At 44.6% G+C, this 18,117-nt stretch carries 16 protein-coding genes and 1 other RNA gene; 9 read left to right on the plus strand and 8 right to left on the minus strand.

All coding sequences use genetic code 11. The features are described 5' to 3' along the window. Positions 1-9: 9 nt before the first annotated feature. The 3 genes from QZ106_RS02910 to QZ106_RS02920 all read right to left on the minus strand — a co-directional run bounded on the left by QZ106_RS02910 (position 10) and on the right by QZ106_RS02920 (position 1,200). Complete coding sequence (locus QZ106_RS02910; protein ID WP_295974012.1) at positions 10-603, minus strand: 5-formyltetrahydrofolate cyclo-ligase; 594 nt, start codon at positions 601-603, stop codon at positions 10-12. Positions 604-618: 15 nt separating this feature from the next. After that, a non-coding RNA gene (gene ssrS, locus QZ106_RS02915) (6S RNA) lies at positions 619-802 on the minus strand. A gap of 89 nt (positions 803-891) precedes the next feature. Beyond that, complete coding sequence (locus QZ106_RS02920) at positions 892-1,200, minus strand: cell division protein ZapA (protein WP_021616569.1); 309 nt, start codon at positions 1,198-1,200, stop codon at positions 892-894. A gap of 130 nt (positions 1,201-1,330) precedes the next feature. Here QZ106_RS02920 and QZ106_RS02925 point away from each other — a divergent pair, with 130 nt between their 5' ends. The 4 genes from QZ106_RS02925 to QZ106_RS02940 are packed head-to-tail and all read left to right on the plus strand — an operon-like array spanning position 1,331 to position 4,620. Next, positions 1,331-1,879: a YecA family protein gene (locus QZ106_RS02925; protein WP_295974017.1), complete on the plus strand. Its 549-nt coding sequence runs from the start codon at positions 1,331-1,333 to the stop codon at positions 1,877-1,879. Between the two features lie 9 nt (positions 1,880-1,888). Further along, the gene (pepP, locus tag QZ106_RS02930; RefSeq protein WP_295974019.1) at positions 1,889-3,214 is read left to right on the plus strand and encodes a Xaa-Pro aminopeptidase; all 1,326 of its coding nucleotides are present in this window, start codon (positions 1,889-1,891) and stop codon (positions 3,212-3,214) included. A 9-nt stretch (positions 3,215-3,223) separates the two neighbouring features. Continuing rightward, complete coding sequence (gene glnB, locus QZ106_RS02935; RefSeq protein ID WP_021616566.1) at positions 3,224-3,562, plus strand: nitrogen regulatory protein P-II; 339 nt, start codon at positions 3,224-3,226, stop codon at positions 3,560-3,562. Between the two features lie 2 nt (positions 3,563-3,564). After that, positions 3,565-4,620: an AI-2E family transporter gene (locus QZ106_RS02940; protein ID WP_295974021.1), complete on the plus strand. Its 1,056-nt coding sequence runs from the start codon at positions 3,565-3,567 to the stop codon at positions 4,618-4,620. A 29-nt stretch (positions 4,621-4,649) separates the two neighbouring features. Here QZ106_RS02940 and mfd read toward each other — a convergent pair whose 3' ends face one another. Beyond that, a complete protein-coding gene (gene mfd / locus QZ106_RS02945; protein ID WP_295974023.1) occupies positions 4,650-8,093 on the minus strand; it encodes a transcription-repair coupling factor in 3,444 nt (1,147 codons plus the stop codon). Between the two features lie 205 nt (positions 8,094-8,298). Between mfd and QZ106_RS02950 the strand changes: the two genes are divergently transcribed. Further along, on the plus strand, positions 8,299-8,529 hold the full coding sequence (locus QZ106_RS02950; RefSeq protein ID WP_295974157.1) for a zinc ribbon domain-containing protein: 231 nt from the start codon (positions 8,299-8,301) through the stop codon (positions 8,527-8,529). Between the two features lie 66 nt (positions 8,530-8,595). Here QZ106_RS02950 and dusA read toward each other — a convergent pair whose 3' ends face one another. Both dusA and QZ106_RS02960 read right to left on the minus strand, forming a co-directional pair. After that, positions 8,596-9,579: a tRNA dihydrouridine(20/20a) synthase DusA gene (dusA, locus tag QZ106_RS02955; RefSeq protein ID WP_295974026.1), complete on the minus strand. Its 984-nt coding sequence runs from the start codon at positions 9,577-9,579 to the stop codon at positions 8,596-8,598. A 2-nt stretch (positions 9,580-9,581) separates the two neighbouring features. Next, positions 9,582-10,970 carry a chloride channel protein gene (locus tag QZ106_RS02960; RefSeq protein ID WP_295974028.1) on the minus strand — a complete coding sequence of 463 codons (1,389 nt, stop codon included), beginning with the start codon at positions 10,968-10,970 and terminating at the stop codon, positions 9,582-9,584. 260 nt (positions 10,971-11,230) lie between these two features. Between QZ106_RS02960 and QZ106_RS02965 the strand changes: the two genes are divergently transcribed. The 4 genes from QZ106_RS02965 to QZ106_RS02980 all read left to right on the plus strand — a co-directional run bounded on the left by QZ106_RS02965 (position 11,231) and on the right by QZ106_RS02980 (position 15,380). Beyond that, on the plus strand, positions 11,231-12,235 hold the full coding sequence (locus tag QZ106_RS02965) for an ornithine carbamoyltransferase (RefSeq protein WP_295974031.1): 1,005 nt from the start codon (positions 11,231-11,233) through the stop codon (positions 12,233-12,235). Between the two features lie 10 nt (positions 12,236-12,245). Next, the gene (gene arcC, locus QZ106_RS02970; RefSeq protein WP_295974034.1) at positions 12,246-13,178 is read left to right on the plus strand and encodes a carbamate kinase; all 933 of its coding nucleotides are present in this window, start codon (positions 12,246-12,248) and stop codon (positions 13,176-13,178) included. 109 nt (positions 13,179-13,287) lie between these two features. Continuing rightward, positions 13,288-14,817 (plus strand): YfcC family protein, encoded by a 1,530-nt coding sequence (locus QZ106_RS02975; protein ID WP_295974037.1) that lies wholly within the window; start codon positions 13,288-13,290, stop codon positions 14,815-14,817. 95 nt (positions 14,818-14,912) lie between these two features. Then, the gene (locus QZ106_RS02980; RefSeq protein ID WP_295974040.1) at positions 14,913-15,380 is read left to right on the plus strand and encodes an Lrp/AsnC family transcriptional regulator; all 468 of its coding nucleotides are present in this window, start codon (positions 14,913-14,915) and stop codon (positions 15,378-15,380) included. Positions 15,381-15,459: 79 nt separating this feature from the next. Here QZ106_RS02980 and lysS read toward each other — a convergent pair whose 3' ends face one another. Then, entirely contained in the window at positions 15,460-16,968 is a 1,509-nt protein-coding gene (gene lysS / locus QZ106_RS02985) for a lysine--tRNA ligase (protein WP_295974042.1), read from the minus strand. Between the two features lie 48 nt (positions 16,969-17,016). After that, positions 17,017-18,115, minus strand: a protein-coding gene (gene prfB, locus QZ106_RS02990) for a peptide chain release factor 2 (RefSeq protein ID WP_295974045.1) whose coding sequence is annotated in 2 segments (ribosomal slippage) — positions 17,017-18,039 and positions 18,041-18,115 — 1,098 coding nt in all. Because the reading frame shifts where the segments join, the coding sequence is not laid out codon by codon here. Between the last annotated feature and the right edge of the window lie 2 nt (positions 18,116-18,117).

Here is an 18,117-nt window from a genome sequence, read left to right on the forward strand (position 1 = left end):
GAGGTTTTTTTATCCCACAAAGATTCGTTCCAACGGCATATCCCAGCTTTCAACGGGCAAGGTATCCACTTGCTGACATTGGTGCGCTAAACCAATCGGAATGAAATGTTTCTGTTGCCAATGTTGCAACGTGCGATCGTAAAATCCCCCGCCCATGCCAAGGCGATTGCCCTGCTTATCAAACGCGACTAACGGCGTAAAAATCACGTCTAACTGCTCAAGCGGAATCACATTTTGTACGTTTAAGTGCGGTTCAAAAATCCCAAATTTATTGGCTTTCATAGGCGTGTCAGGCAAATAACGCAAAAAGAGTAAATGTCCTTGACAAAAGGGATGGAGCACGGGCAAATACACGTTTTTGTCCTGTTGCCATAACTGTTCAATAAGCGGTTGTGTCGCAATTTCGCCATCTACGGCAAGATATAAGGCAATGTGCTGTGCTTGCTGTTGTTCAATGAACGAAAGCGCTTGTTGAGTAATACGTTGAGCGGCTTGTTGTTGCTGAAGTGCGGTCAAATTCCGACGCGCTTTTCGAATATGTTGGCGTAGTTGCTGACGAAATTGTTGATGTTGTTGCTGAATGGTTGAAAGGCGTGTTTGCATAAATGTCGTATCAGAAAGGAACCCGAGGTGCCGTTGTAGGTGATCAGTCCTTGAACCCTACGGTTCAAGGGAATTAGTTGAAATCATTTTTAGGCTTCTTAGTCAAGCTAAGCCTGCACACCAATGACAGGAAACCAATTCATAAGATTAAAAGTATCGGCTCAGGGACATAACCCACTGGCGAACACCTCAGGAAATTCTTTGATGTAATACTACTCGAAATTGCATTTTATGACTAGCAATAATTCATATCCTTACACTATTTTACATTGTGACCAAGACAAAAAATTAGTTCATATTGAATTTTTGCGTAGAAAGATTATCCAGTGAATGATCGAGCGGTCGTAAGATTTTATTTTTCAAGACATCTTCAATTAAGTGGGTTTTCTGCTGCTCTTGCATCAGCTCGAAACTTAAATTTAATGCAACGATGGAAAGGACTTTTTCCACTTGCAAAATGCCGGTGCGTTCTTTCATTTCTGATACGCGTTGATCTAATTCACGGGCGGCATGGCGCAATGCGTCATGTTGTTCTTCCGGACAATTTAAGCGTAACAGCTGCCCCAATACGGATAATTCAATACTTTTAGATGACATTTTTTGCCCCAAATTCGCTAATGAAAACTGTGCGCATTATGCCACAGGCGAAAAAACTTGCCAATTTCTAAACTGGTTACCTAAGGTGAAGAATGATAGACTAAGCGCAATTTCAACAAGGATAATTTCAATGACCACAATTTCTTATCAACACCTAAATCAACAACTTCAATACGCCTCTATTCCCCTTTCTGCTGCTGAATTACACGGTTTTTTAAGCGGCTTAATTTGCGGAGGGATTCAAGATCAAAGTTGGCAGCCATTACTTTATCAATTTACCAATGATAATCACGCCTACCCTACCGCACTTTTAACGCAACTTACCGACATTTATCAACAAATTCGCCACCAATTAGCCGATAATGAAGCCTTTGACTTTGCGCTTTGTTTGCCCGATACGGAAAATATTTTTGAATATGCCGACGGTTTGGCAGAATGGTCGAACCACTTTTTGCTCGGTTTAGGTTTGGCTCAACCGCATTTGGATAAAGAAAAAGGCGACATTGGCGAAGCGTTGGACGATTTACACGATATTTGCCAGTTAGGTTACGAAGAAGACGATGATCCCGAGGAACTGGCGCAAGCGGTGGAAGAGATCGTGGAATATGTGCGCACCATCGCCACCTTGTTTTTTACCCATTTCACCAAACAAGAAGACAAACAGCCAACGTTACACTAAGGATAAATGATGGATCTCGCATATATGGCAGCGTTACCGATGGAAGAATTTGCCCAACGCCGCGCTAAGGTTTTTGAACAAATGCAGGACGATTCCCTGTTTTTGGTATTTTCCGACATTGAACGTCGTCGCAATGACGGCTGTGATTATCCTTTCCGTCAGGACAGCTATTTCTGGTATTTAACCGGTTTTAATGAGCCGAATTCGGCATTGTTATTGCGTAAACAACAAGGTGAACAGCAGGCGATCATTTTTGTACGCCCGTCCGATAAATTACTGGAAATTTGGAACGGACGCCGTCTTGGCGTGGACAATGCACCGCCAACCTTGTTGGTGGATACCGCTTATGCCATCGACGAGTTTGTGCCGCAATTTAAAAATTTAGTGCAAAAACAGACCGCACTTTATTATGCACCGAAGCAACAGCCTTGGGGCGATGCCTTGCTGGAACAAAGTGCGGTGGAATTTTTGAGTGTTTTTAATTGGAAGCCGATGCTCGGTGAGATGCGCCTGTTCAAATCGGAAAATGAAATTGCGCTCATGCAACAAGCGGGGCAAATCAGTGCGCTTGGACACATTAAAGCCATGCAACAAACCCGCCCGAACCGTTTAGAATATGAAGTGGAAAGCGATATTTTGCATGAATTTAATCGCTTTGGTGCGCGTTATCCTTCCTATAACAGCATTATTGCCGGTGGTGAAAATGCCTGCATTTTGCATTATTCGGAAAATGATATGCCTTTGCGTGATGGCGATTTGGTGCTGATTGATGCGGGCTGTGAATTTGCCATGTATGCAGGGGATATTACCCGCACATTTCCAGTGAATGGTCAATTTACTGAAGCGCAAAAAGCGATCTATGGAATTGTGCTACAAGCGCAAAAACGCGCCATTGAATTGCTGGTACCGGGCGGCTCCATTGCGAAAGCAAACGAAGAAGTCATTCGTATTAAAACCGAAGGTTTAGTGCGTTTAGGTATTCTGAAAGGCGACGTAGATGAATTAATCGAACAAAAAGCCTATCGTGAATTTTATATGCACGGGTTAGGGCATTGGCTCGGTTTGGATGTGCATGACGTAGGCGAATATGGTGAAAATCGCGACCGCACTTTGGAGCCCGGCATGGTACTCACCGTAGAACCGGGATTGTATTTATCTAAAGACGCCGATATTCCGGAACAATACAAAGGCATTGGCATTCGGATTGAAGACAATTTGTTGATTACCGATTACGGCAACAAAAATCTGACGTCCGCAGCACCGAAAGAAATTGCCGATATTGAAAAATTAATGGCAGAAGCCAAAGCCTGTTTCAATACTGAAAGAGAAAACTAAGGAAAAAGAATGAAAAAAATTGAAGCGATTATTAAGCCCTTTAAATTAGATGACGTGCGAGAAGCCTTGTCCGATCTTGGCATTACCGGAATGACTGTGACAGAGGTGCGTGGTTTTGGCCGTCAGAAAGGACATACGGAACTTTATCGTGGCGCAGAATACATGGTGGATTTCCTGCCGAAAGTCAAAATGGAAATTGTGGTGCCCGATGACCTATTGGAGCCTTGTTTAGATGCCATTATAGAGACGGCACAAACAGGCAAAATCGGCGACGGCAAAATCTTTGTTTATGAAGTCGAGCGGGTTGTCCGCATTCGTACAGGCGAAGAAAATGAGGATGCTATTTAAACATGGCGCAGCATTCTTCTCTTGTTAAAGCGCTGGTTGCCTGCGCTTCAATAGTCATTGTTTTGGCCGGCATTAAAGCGGCTTCAGAAATTGTGGTGCCGTTTTTATTGGCATTGTTTATTGCGATTATCTGCTCGCCTTTGCTAGCATTTTTGACCAAAAGGAAAGTGCCTTATTGGCTGGCGATTACCACCTTATTATTGTTGATTTTCGTGATCTTTTTCTTCCTGTTCGGTCTGATTAACAGCACGATCCAAGAATTTAGCCAATCTATTCCACAATATCGGCAGTTGTTGGCAGAGCGCGTCAATGATGTATTAACACTCGCACAAAAATGGAAAATCCCGTTAGATATTTCGGAAAATAGCATTATGGAGAATTTCGATCCGAGTGCCATCATGAAATTTGTCCAACGTGTCTTTTTAAGCTTTTCCGGTGTCGTGACCAATATTTTTGTCTTATTGCTTGTAGTGATTTTCATGCTGTTGGAAGCGCCTCAGGCGAAGCATAAATTTGCCATCGCATTTAGCGATAATCCGAATGATATCGGGCAGCAAGAGCATTATTTAGATCGCATTTTAAACGGCATCATGAGCTATCTCGCCGTCAAAACCATGATGAGCGTGCTGACCGCCATTTGTGTTTGGGCATTATTAGAAGTCGCCGGCGTGCAGTATGCGATCTTATGGGCAACGCTCAGTTTTCTGCTCAACTACATTCCCAATATCGGTTCTATCATCGCGGCAATCCCGATCATTGTACAAGCTTTGCTGTTAAATGGGTTCATTATCGGCTTGGGCGTATTGGTCGCAATTGTCATCATCAACGTCGTTATCGGCAGTGTGTTGGAGCCGCGTTTAATGGGGAAAAAACTGGGGCTTTCCACTTTGGTGGTGTTTTTATCTTTACTATTTTGGGGTTGGTTATTAGGCACCGTAGGGATGTTGCTTTCCGTGCCGTTAACTATGGCGTTGAAAATCGCATTAGAGGCCGGTTCCTCAACGGCGAAATACGCCATCTTGCTTGGTGACGGACATTCACAACAAGCGAAACGCTAAAAATAAAGTCGCAGACGCGACTTTATTTTTTATCTTGTGACGATTTCCTTAACCAAATTCTCCACAAATTCTAACCGCACTTTATAGTCCGTTAAATCTTTGGTGAAGCGGAATTTATGTGGCCCGTCAAAACGATAAACCGCTGGATTGCGTTGGATTAACTGTAAAAAGATCATCGGGTCTAATTCGGCGTTCGGCGCAAATTCGATGAATCCGCCTTGCGCATTGGCATCCAAGCGAATGACATTGAGCGGTTTTAAATCCAGTCGTAATTGGGTAATTTGTAACAGATTCCGTGTGGCTTGTGGCAAGGTGCCGAAACGGTCGATAAGCTCCACTTTTAATTCATCCAATGCTTCGGTATTTTCCGCGCCGGCAATGCGTTTATAGAAAGACAAACGCATATTCACATCGCCCAAATAATCTTCCGGCAACAGCGACGGCATCCGTAAATCAATCTCAGTTTGTTGTTGCGTCAGTTCGTCCAAGGACGGCTCGCGCCCTTCTTTTAAGGCTTTCACCGCACGCTCCAACAATTCCATGTAAAGCGAAAAACCGATGCTTTCAATTTGTCCGCTTTGCTCGTTGCCCAGTAATTCCCCTGCACCGCGAATTTCCAAATCATGAGTAGCCAAAATAAAACCGGCACCAAGGTTGTCTAGGCTTTCCAGGGCTTCCAAGCGTTTTTGCGCATCCTTCGTCATTAGTTTCGGTGGCGGTGTGAGCAAATACGCATAGGCTTGATGGTGAGAGCGCCCAACCCGTCCGCGCAACTGATGCAACTGTGCCAAACCAAAATTGTCGGCACGCTCGATAATAATGGTATTGGCCGTCGGCACATCGATACCAGTTTCAATAATCGTAGAACACACCAGCACGTTATAACGTTGATGATAAAAATCCGACATCACGCGTTCCAACTCACGTTCGCGCATTTGCCCGTGTCCCACAATCACGCGCGCTTCCGGCACAAGTGCGGTCAGTTTTTCTGACGTATTTTCAATGCTCGCCACGTCATTATGCAAATAATACACCTGCCCGCCACGCAAAATTTCACGCAAAATGGCTTCACGAATCACCAATTCATCCGTTTGACGCACAAACGTTTTAATGGTTAAACGGCGTGCCGGTGGCGTAGAAATAATGGAAAGATCGCGAATGCCATTCATCGCCATATTTAGCGTACGTGGAATCGGCGTTGCCGTCAGGGTGAGAATATCAATGTTCGCGCGCAGCTGTTTCATTTTTTCTTTTTGGCGCACGCCAAAACGGTGTTCTTCGTCAATAATCAACAAGCCTAGATCATGGAATTGCACATCGCCTTGAATGATTTTATGGGTGCCAATCAGAATATCCACTTTGCCGTCGGCTAAATCCTGAATCACCTGTTTCTGCTCTTTCGCCGTTTTAAAGCGGGACAACATTTCCACGTTCACCGGCAAGTTAGCAAAGCGGTCTTTGAAATTATCGAAATGTTGTTGCGCCAACAACGTGGTCGGCACCAACACGGCAACCTGTTTGTGGTTCATTACCGCTAAAAAGGCGGCACGCATGGCCACTTCCGTTTTACCAAAGCCCACATCGCCACACACAAGGCGATCCATGGCTTTCGGTTGAGTCATGTCGGAAATCACGGCATTAATTGCCATAAGTTGGTCATGGGTTTCTTCAAACGGGAACGTGGCGGTGAATTGTTGGAATTCCTCACGATCATATTGGAACGCAAAGCCTTTTTGCGCTTCACGTTGCGCATACACATCCAATAACTCTGCTGCCACATCACGAATTTTCTCCGCCGCTTTACTGCGCGCTTTGCCCCAGGCTTCAGAGCCTAACTTGTGCAACGGGGCGGTCTCATCGGAACCGCCCACATAACGGCTGATTAAATGTAACGATGCCACCGGCACATACAATTTTGAGTCGTTGGCATAATTGAGCAACAAATATTCTGCTTTAATGCCACCGTTTTCTAAACTCACTAAACCGCCGTAGCGCCCCACGCCATGATCCAAATGCACGACCGGCTGACCGATTTGCAATTCGGCAAGGTTGCGAATCAAGGTATCGGGGTTCACCGTGCGGGATTTATCCCGCTGCCGTTGTTGCACGCGTTCGCCAAGCAATTCCGATTCACAAATAATGGCAAGCGGCACCTCCTGCTCAATAATAAAACCATGCTCCAACGGGCTCACCATTAAAGCCAATTTTTCTTCCGTCGCTTGCGCCAAAGAAGAGATTTGTTTTGGTTTCAGTTTTAGCGGAGCAAGCAGGCTTAACAAGGTTTCACGGCGTCCTTCCGTTTCCACGATAAATAAAATATTGCCTTTAAAATGCTCAACAAATTGGCATAACTGATGTAACGGTTCTTTTTGTTGCGATTGAATGGTCACTGGCGGTAAGGGGGTAATAGCCAAATTTTTCTGCCGTGCGGACGACCGCACTTTTTCCGTTTTTAACGCAATGGCAGGGTAATTTTTTAACTGACGATTCACTTCGTCAATGCGCAACCAAAGTTTATCGGGTGACAATAACGGACGCATCGGATCGATACGGCGACTCTCAAAACGTTGTTCCGCATCCGCATAAAAACGCTCACCCTGCATTTGATTTTGCTCGCCGGTAATAAATAGCGTATTCGCCGGGAAATAATCAAATAAAGTCGCCATTTCTTCAAAAAACAAGGGCTGCCAATATTCAATCCCTGCCGCCAACGTGCCTTTGCTGATTTGTTGATAAATATGTTCCGGATCCCGTCGAATTTCACCAAACGCCGCGCGGAATTGGCTACGGAAAAATTCAATGCCTTGATTATCCGTTGGAAATTCGTGCGCTGGTAATAAATTGATTTGATCGATTTCCTGCAACGTGCGTTGTGTATCTACGTCAAAAGTGCGAATGGAATCAATTTCATCATCAAAAAAATCTAAGCGAAAAGGCACCGCACTTCCCATGGGGAAAAGATCCAACAAGGCACCGCGCACCGCATATTCGCCATGTTCCAACACTTGTTCCACCGCGCGATAACCCGATTTTTCCAATTGCAAACGAAGCGTTTCAATAACAAAACGGTCGCCTTTGTTAATCAGTAATACCCGATGTTGTAAATAAGACGGCGGGCAAACACGTTGCATTAAGGTGGCAATCGGCAAAATGAAAATGCCTTGTTTGCGTTGCTGTAAATGAAATAAAGCGCTCAAGCGGGCAGAAATAATATCTTGATGCGGCGAAAAACTGTCGTAAGGCAAGGTTTCCCAATCAGGAAAAAAGGTGACATTAAGCGGGCTCAATTGCGCTAATTCTTTTTCTAAACGCACCGCACTTCGGGTGTCGTTCGTCACCACGACGGTTAGCCCGTTAAATTGCGCCGCAATTTCACTCACGGCAAGGCTATCCGCACCGGGCAGAATATTGGCTAAAATTTTATGATCTTGTGCTTGGGTTGGAATTTCGATGTGAAAAAATGGAGTTTGCATAAAGCGACAATATATTAAAAAAAAATTGTCGCTAGTTTAGCTCAAACAAGGGGGATTTCCAATAAAAGTCTGTATAAAAAAACAGTAATAATGAGATTGATATTGGCGTAATTTGTTCATACTCCATTGAAAAGAGGTCATTCATCCCTCTTGTGTTTTTTACCATTATCGTTACATTACCAAAAAACAGATGTATTAAAGGTGAATTATGTTACAACGATGCCCCGAATGTCGTAAAAAAATCAGTGAGAGCGCAACACATTGCCCGAATTGTGGCTTTTCTTTTCAGGCGGAAGATTTGGAACGCTATAAAGCCATGTTGGAAAAACGCCGTTTGCACAATCAAGAAGTGAACCGCAAAAGCGCGCGATTGCAGTTGGTTTGGTTGCTTATTTTTGCGTTGGTGATTGGTGTGGCGGCTTATTGGGTGAATTAACGTGGCAGCCTGCTTTATGCTTAAGTGCGGTGGGGTTAAAAAACATTTCCCAAATCCACCGCACTTTTATTCTTCTACAAACCCTAATGCAGTTTCTACCACGTCAATGCCTGCGCCTTCTTTGTAGGCGTTTTCGCTTAAATAACGACGCCATTGGCGTGCGCCTTTACAGTGTTGGAAGGCGCCGAGCATGTGGCGCACGATATGATTGAGATAGACACCTTGGCTGAGTTGCTGTTCGATGTATGGAAACATGTTTTCCACCGCTTGGCGTGGGGTGATAATCGGGGCATTTGCGTCAAACAATGCGTGGTCGATATGGCCGAGCAACGCGGGATTTTGGTAGGCTTCCCGTCCCACCATGACGCCATCCACATACTTCAAGTGCTGTTGCATTTCTTCAAGGGTTTTAATGCCACCGTTGATGCTGATGAGTAAATGGGGGAAATCCTGTTTTAGTTGATACACACGTTCGTAATTCAGCGGCGGAATTTCACGATTTTGTTTCGGGCTTAAACCGGATAACCACGCTTTACGGGCATGCACGATAAATTCTTGACAGCCGGCTTGGTACACTTTTTGGACAAAATCACAGAGAAAATCATAGCTGTCAAAATCATCAATGCCGATGCGGGTTTTTACGGTGACGGGAATGTGCACCGCACTTTGCATTTGTTGCACGCACTCTGCAACCAGTTCCGCGTTTGCCATTAAACACGCACCGAACATACCGTTTTGTACACGATCGGATGGGCAACCTACGTTCAGATTGATTTCTTGGTAACCACGCTGTTGCGCTAATTGAGCGCAATGTTGAAGTTGTTTTGGATCGCTACCGCCCAGTTGTAACGCCACCGGATTTTCTGCCGTATCAAAATCAAGGTGATCGTACTTGGCATGAATAATGGCTTGGGTGGTCACCATTTCCGTATAAAGCAACGCGTGACGGGAAAATTGGCGGTGGAAATAACGGCAATGGCGCGTTGTCCAATCCAGCATGGGCGCGACGGCAAAGCGTCCGCGGTAAAAGTGCGGTTGATTTTGGGACATTTTTATGGGTTTTCCTTCATGTCTTTTTGCGTTTCTTCTTTTATCCGCTGGCGGAAACGCCCTGCCGCCATGTGATAAAACGGCTTCGGATTAAATTGGCGTGAAATAATGGAGGAAATTAGGCAGCAAATCAATAGCCAAATCAATACGGGTTGGCAGCCGGTCATTTCCATCACGATAACGCTGGCGGTGACCGGCGATTGAGTCGCACCCGCGAGAAATGCTGCCATACATAACAACACCAGCAAGCGCTGGTCGACTGAACCGTCAGTAAAGGCAGCCACTTGCACGCCAAGCCCAGCCCCGATGGTGAGTGAAGGGGTGAAAATACCGCCGGCAATGCCCGTCCAATATGTGCCTACTGTGGCGAACAGTTTCATGATGCCAATGTCGCTTTGTACCGCTTGGCCATCGAGTGCTTGGGTAACGACTTGGTAACCTGTGCCGTAAGTTTGGCCGTTGGTGTAAACGCCAAGTGCGGTCAAAATTAGGCCTAAAATAATGGCGGTGAAAATAGGGTGCTTGCGTATCCAATGGCGACAGAAAGGGAAGGTTCCGGCTGCGCCTTTGATTAACAAACGGCCGAAAATTCCCCCGCTGACACCACTTACCGCACCACAAACTAAAACCCATAAACATAAATAAGGCATATCGGTGACACCTTGATATGTCGGGAAATAGGGGTTGTTGCCTTCAATCGCTACCAGAATAAAACCGGCAGCGAGTACGCCTAACAATACGCGCCGTTCCCAACGCAATAGCACACCACGTCCCAATTCCTCGATGGCAAAAATAACGCCGGCTAAAGGCGCATTAAATGCAGCGGCAAGGCCTCCGGCCGCCCCGGTTGCCATCAGTTCATTAGCACTCAATCCATTAAATGCCACGCCGTATTTTCGGCACAAGTTGCCCCACCATAACATCACGGCTGCACCGACTTGCACGGAAGGACCTTCCCGTCCTACGGAGGCGCCGATAAGCATCGCTAAAAACGTAAGTGGAATTTTCCATAGAGTTTGTCCAAAGGCGACTAAACGGTTTTTATTGGCGTGATGGGGCAGGCTAAGCGAGGCAATGACTTGCGGAATGCCACTGCCACCGACATAAGGTGTGTATTTGGCGACGAACCAGGTTAAGAGCGCCAAACCGCCAGGCAAAATAAACCAGACGGCAATCGGATGTTGTTGTGTCCAATGGGCGTTCCATTCCAAGCCCAAATCCGCAAGTTTGGCAAAGCCAAGGGAAAACAGCGAGACCAAGCTGGCGCCGATCAGTAAACAGGTAAATTCAATGCTTTTATGGGAGATTCGATAGGTTTGACGTAATTTCTTGTGTAAAACATACCGCACTTTAATGGCGTTATGACGTAAAAAAAGAAGCACAGTGTTCATGATGAGATTAATGTTGGGTGATGAGGTTAAAATTTTTTCACATAGAAAATTTTTGTTCGAATTCTATACCAATAAAAAGCCCTTTGTTAGAAATTTGTTCAAAATCTTTACATTACGAGCGGAAATTCGAAACGATATTTACTTGCCTTTCTTTTACAATAAAGACGTTCGCAAGGAAGTAAGTTGTATGTCGAATAAATCGTTTGTGAATAGCTTGGCTATTCGGATGAAGTCAATAAACAAAAATCAAGGAGATTATTATGGCTTTCAATCTTAAAAACAGACACTTATTAAGTCTTGTTAATCACTCAGAACGTGAAATCAAATATTTATTAGATTTATCCCGAGACTTAAAAAGAGCAAAATATGCCGGTACCGAACAACAAAAATTAAAAGGCAAAAATATTGCGCTAATTTTTGAAAAAACCTCCACCCGTACCCGTTGCGCTTTCGAAGTTGCGGCTTATGACCAAGGCGCCCAAGTCACTTACATCGATCCAAACTCCTCTCAAATTGGCCACAAAGAAAGTATGAAAGACACTGCCCGCGTATTAGGCAGAATGTACGACGCCATTGAATATCGTGGTTTCAAACAAGAAATTGTGGATGAATTAGCAGAATATGCCGGTGTGCCGGTGTTCAATGGTTTAACCGACGAGTTCCACCCAACCCAAATGTTGGCGGACGTGTTAACCATGATTGAAAATTGCGATAAACCATTAAGTGAAATCAAATATGTGTATATCGGTGATGCGCGCAACAACATGGGTAACTCCTTGTTATTAATCGGTGCTAAATTGGGTATGGATGTCCGTATTTGCGGACCAAAAGCCCTATTACCGGATGCAGAGTTAGTTGACATGTGCAAAAAATTTGCAAAACAAAGTGGCGCACGCATTACCGTCACCGATGATATTGATAAAGCCGTGAAAGGCGTTGATTTCGTGCACACTGACGTATGGGTTTCCATGGGTGAACCATTAGAAACCTGGGGCGAACGCATTAAATTATTATTACCGTATCAAGTCACTCCTGAATTGATGAAACGCACCGGCAATCCGCGTGTGAAATTCATGCACTGCTTACCGGCATTCCATAACAGCGAAACCAAAGTGGGTCGCCAAATTGCAGAAAAATACCCTGAATTGGCAAACGGTATTGAAGTCACCGAAGATGTTTTTGAATCGCCAATGAATGTGGCATTCGAACAAGCAGAAAACCGTATGCACACCATTAAAGCTGTACTTTATTCCAGCTTAATTTAAGAGGTGGCGTATGAGAATTGTTATTGCCTTGGGCGGAAATGCCCTATTGCGTCGCGGCGAGCCGCTCACCGCGGAAAATCAGCGATTAAACGTGCGTACCGCTTGTGAACAAATTGCGAAGATTTATCCGAACAATGAATTAGTTATTGCACATGGTAACGGTCCGCAAGTGGGTTTATTGGCGCTGCAAGGGGCGGCTTATAAAGACGTGCCGACCTATCCGTTAGATGTGTTAGGCGCAGAATCCGTAGGCATGATTGGTTATATGATTCAACAAGAATTAGGAAATCTCGTGCCGTTTGAAGTGCCGTTCGCCACATTACTTTCACAAGTGGAAGTGGATATTAACGACCCAGCCTTTAAAAATCCGACCAAACCCATCGGCCCGGTCTATTCCAAAGAAGAGGCAGAACGTTTGGCGAAAGAGAAAAACTGGAGCATTGCACAAGACGGCGACAAGTATCGCCGCGTGGTGCCAAGTCCGTTGCCAAAACGCATTTTTGAAATCAAACCGGTGAAATGGTTGTTAGAAAAAGGCAGCATCGTAATTTGTGCCGGGGGAGGCGGTATTCCGACTTACTACGATGAGCAACACAATCTACGTGGTGTAGAAGCCGTTATCGATAAAGATTTGTGTTCAGCGCTATTAGCCGAAAATTTGGACGCCGATTTATTCATCATTGCAACAGATGTGTCTGCCACCTTTGTGGATTGGGGCAAACCAACGCAAAAAGCTATCGCACTAGCACCACCGGATGAAATTGAAAAAATGGGCTTTGCTGCCGGTTCTATGGGACCGAAAGTACAGGCTGCCGTGAATTTCGCACGCAATACCGGCAAAGACGCCGTCATCGGTTCGCTTTCCGATATTGTGGATATCGTCAAAGGTAAAGCCGGTACGCGCATCACAAATAAAGTGAAAGAAATTTCTTATTATTCATAATAATCAAAGTGCTTTGAGTATTTTAGCTGTTCAAAGGAGAAAGTGCGGTCGGCATAATGAATAAAAATAATTATGCCGATCCGCCGCTGTCATTGACAAGGAGTCTGCTATGGAAGCGTCTAATAAAAAAAAGGTCTTTAATTTCCCATCCGCGTTCACGATTTTATTCTTTATTTTAATTCTCGCCGTGGGATTGACCTGGGTTATTCCCTCCGGTTCCTATTCTAAGTTGACCTATAATACGACCGACAAGGTCTTTGTGGTTAAAACCTATGGGGAACAAGATAAAACCTACCCTGCAACGGAAGAAACTCTCAATAATCTTAATATTAAAATTAAACTGTCCAATTTCACCGAAGGGGTGATCAAAAAACCGATTGCCATTCCTGGCACCTATCAACGGATCACACAACATTATAAAGGCATCAAAGATATTCCTATCAGCATGGTGGAAGGGACTATTGAAGCAGTAGATGTCATGGTCTTTATCTTTGTACTGGGCGGTATGATCGGTGTGATTAACCGAACAGGATCGTTTAATGCCGGGCTTATGGCACTTGCCAGACGCACCAAAGGCAACGAATTCTTGATTGTGTTTAGCGTCTCCATATTAATGGTGCTTGGCGGTACCACTTGTGGTATCGAAGAAGAAGCCGTTGCGTTTTACCCGATTTTGGTGCCGGTATTTTTAGCGCTGGGCTATGATGCTATTGTCTGTGTTGGGGCAATTTTCTTGGCCTCCTCCATGGGAACGGCGTTTTCTACAATTAACCCATTCTCTGTGGTTATCGCGTCTAATGCAGCCGGTATTCAATTTACCGAAGGGATTGGTTTCCGTGCGCTAGGTCTTGTATTAGGAGCAACTTGCGTGATTGCTTACTTATATTGGTATGGTAAGAAAGTCAAAGCGGATCCGAGTTTTTCCTATACTTATGAAGATAGAGAAGAGTTTTATCATCGTTATATGAAAAACTTTGACCCAAATACCGTGCTTGAATTTACCCTAAGAAGAAAACTGATCTTAATCCTCTTCTGTATTGCTTTCCCAATGATGATTTGGGGGGTAATGGCCGGCGGTTGGTGGTTCCCACAAATGGCTGCTTCTTTCTTGTCCATCACGATTATCATTATGTTTATCAGTGGCTTGAAAGAAAAAGATATCGTGGAATCCTTCACCGAAGGCGCTTCCGAATTGGTGGGTGTCTCCTTGATTATCGGTTTGGCACGTGGTGTAAACTTAGTGCTTGAACAAGGTATGATTTCCGACACCATTTTGGACTACATGTCTAACCTAGTAAGCGGTATGCCGGGTAGCGTCTTTATTCTTGGTCAATTAGTGGTCTTCATCTTCTTAGGTCTTATCGTACCATCTTCTTCCGGTTTGGCAGTGCTTTCCATGCCAATTATGGCACCACTTGCCGACGCAGTGGGTATTCCGCGTGACATCGTGGTTTCTGCCTATAACTGGGGTCAATACGCCATGTTATTCTTGGCACCGACCGGTTTGGTGTTGGTAACATTACAAATGTTACATATTCCATTCAATAAATGGGTGAAATTTGTAATGCCGATGATTGGTTGCTTATTGGTCATCGGGGCAATCTTACTGGTTGTTCAAGTCTCCTTATATAGCGTTTAACATCAATTTTAATAAAGGCCACCTATGTCACAGTTTTTCATAGGTGGCCTTGTTATAATGCGCTCGCTGTTTCTTTTCTAAAAAAGGATTTTTTTATGTTGAAGAAATTATTCGATAACATTGATACGCGCATTTTAAAAGCTTTACAACGCAACGGACGCTTACAAAATAATGAACTTGCCAATGAAATCGGGCTATCAAATTCAGCTTGTTTACGCCGAGTCAATCATCTTGAAGAAAATGGCGTAATTGATAGTTATGTGGCGTTATTAAACCCCAAGAAAGTCAATTGTCATTTAATCGTTTATGTTCAAGGCACTTTTTTTGAAGAAGATTCGGAACTCAAAGAGCGGTTCATTTTTGAGATAAAATTAATTCCGCAAGTTTTGGAATGCCACTTAATGGCAGGGAGTTACGATTTTTTACTCAAAATGTGCGTTGCCGATTTAGATCAATTCAATAGCATCAAAAATACCTATCTCACTAAAAATATTGGCATCAAAACCCTCAAATCTGAAGTCGCCTTAAAAACGGTAAAATCCACCACCGAGTTGCCATTATAAATATCAATTAATGCTCATAAAAAAACGGATTTCGATATCACACCGAAATCCGTTAATTTTTCCGTTTTACTTCATGCCATTATTTCTGACGCATTGCCGGGAATAAAATCACATCGCGGATGGATGGGGCGTTGGCGTAAAGCATGGCGAGACGGTCGATGCCTAAGCCTTCGCCGGCTGTTGGTGGTAAACCGTGTTCAAGGGCGACAACGAAATCTTCGTCTTTAAACATCGCTTCGTCATCACCGGCTTCTTTGGCCGCCACTTGCGCATCAAAGCGTTCATTTTGATCTTCCGCATCGTTTAGCTCGGAGAAACCGTTACCGATTTCGCGTCCGCCGATAAAGAGTTCAAAGCGATCGGTGACTTCCGGATTTTCATCATTACGACGTGCTAACGGAGAAATCTCTGCCGGGTGTGCCATTAAGAAAGTTGGTTGAATTAAATGATGCTCTGCCACTTCTTCAAAAATGGCGTTGACAATGCTGCCTAAGCCCCAAGATTTTTGTACTTCGATACCTAAACGTGCGGCAACTGCTTTCGCGCGATCAATATCGTATAAATCTTCTTTTACGATACCTTTGTCTGCACCATATTTAATGGTAGCGTCGTGTAAGGTAATACGCTCGAATGGTTTGCCGAAGTCGAATTCGTATTCGCCGTATTTCACGATGGTTGTGCCTAAAATGTCGATGGCAAGTTTGCGTAACAATTCTTCGGTGTTATCCATTAAATCGTGGTAGTCGGCATAGGCTTGGTAGTATTCAAGCATGGTGAATTCCGGATTGTGACGAACGGAAACGCCTTCGTTACGGAAGTTACGGTTTAATTCAAATACACGTTCAAAGCCACCGACGACCAAGCGTTTTAAGTAAAGCTCAGGGGCAATACGCAAGTACATATCTACGTCTAATGCATTATGGTGTGTTACGAAAGGACGTGCTGAAGCGCCGCCTGGGATGACTTGTAACATCGGAGTTTCTACTTCCATAAAGCCTTTGGAAATAAAGTAGTCACGAATGCCTGCAACCACTTTTGAACGAATGATAAAAGTGCGGCGGGATTCTTCGTTAGAAATTAAATCCAAGTAACGTTGACGATAACGTACTTCTTGGTCAGTTAAGCCATGGAATTTATCCGGTAACGGACGCAATGCTTTGGTCAGCAATTGTACTTCGGTAGCTTTAACGGTGAGTTCGTTGGTTTTGGTTTTGAATAATGATCCTTTTACGCCCACGATATCGCCTAAATCCCAGTGACCGACATCATCGGCATACACGCCCTCAGGTAGATTGTCGCGTGCGACATAAAGCTGGATTTTGCCGCTCATATCTTGGATGGTGATAAATGTGGCTTTCCCCATAGCACGACGGGTCATGATACGACCGGCAACCGCAACTTCAACGTGCTGTTCTTTTAATGCTTCGCCTTCTTCCGCATCATATTTATCATGTAAATCTTGAGCGAGTGCGTCACGACGGAATTGGTTTGGGAACGCATTACCTTTTGCGCGCAGGGCGGCTAATTTTTCACGACGTACTAACATTTCGCCGTTTAAATCTAATTCTTTGACTTCTTGTTCTGACATTTTTATTTACCTTTAATTTAAAAAACGTGTTTAAAAACGACCGCACTTTTAGAGTCCGGCCTTGAGACTGGCTTCAATAAACCGATCCAAATCACCGTCTAATACGGCTTGTGTATTGCGGTTTTCTACACCGGTACGTAAATCTTTAATACGAGAATCATCTAACACATAAGAACGAATTTGGCTGCCCCAGCCGATGTCGGATTTGTTGTCTTCCATGGCTTGTTTGTCGGCATTTTTCTTTTGTAATTCCAGCTCGTACAACTTCGCTTTCAGTTGCTTCATTGCCTGATCTTTGTTCTTGTGTTGGGAACGATCGTTCTGACATTGCACCACAATGCCGCTTGGCATATGCGTAATTCGCACCGCACTTTCGGTTTTGTTCACGTGCTGGCCACCTGCACCGGAGGCACGATACACATCGATACGCAAATCGGCAGGATTGATTTCGATATCAATATCATCGTCAATTTCAGGATAGACGAAAACTGCACTGAATGAGGTATGACGACGGTTATTGGAGTCAAACGGGCTTTTACGCACCAAACGGTGAATACCGGTTTCTGTGCGTAGCCAGCCGAAAGCATATTCGCCGCTAACACGAATGGTAGCAGATTTAACACCGGCCACATCGCCATCGGAGACTTCCATTAATTCGGTTTTGAATCCTTTGCTTTCCGCCCAGCGCAAATACATGCGAAGTAACATTTCTGTCCAGTCTTGCGCTTCGGTACCGCCGGAGCCGGCTTGTAAATCCACATAGCAATCACAGGCATCGTGTTCGCCGCTGAACATGCGGCGAAATTCCAGTTTGGCGAGTTGTTGTTCCAGTTCGTCTAATTCGGCAACGGCTTCGTTGAAAGTGTCTTCGTCTTCCGCTTCTACGGCCAGTTCCAACAAGCCGTCCACATCTTCCAAACCTTGCTCTAAGTTTTTAATGGTGTTGACCACCTGTTCTAAAGAAACGCGCTCCTTGCCGAGAGCTTGCGCTTTATCTGCGTCGTTCCATACATCAGGCTGTTCCAATTCGGCGTTGACTTCTTCTAAACGCTCGGTTTTGGCGTCGAAGTCAAAGATACCCCCGAAGCGCCGAAGTGCGGTCGGTTAAATCGGTGATTTTATTTTTGATCGGATTGATTTCAAACATGA

Source organism: uncultured Aggregatibacter sp., from assembly GCF_901873365.1.
In the GTDB taxonomy this organism is placed as follows: domain Bacteria; phylum Pseudomonadota; class Gammaproteobacteria; order Enterobacterales; family Pasteurellaceae; genus Aggregatibacter.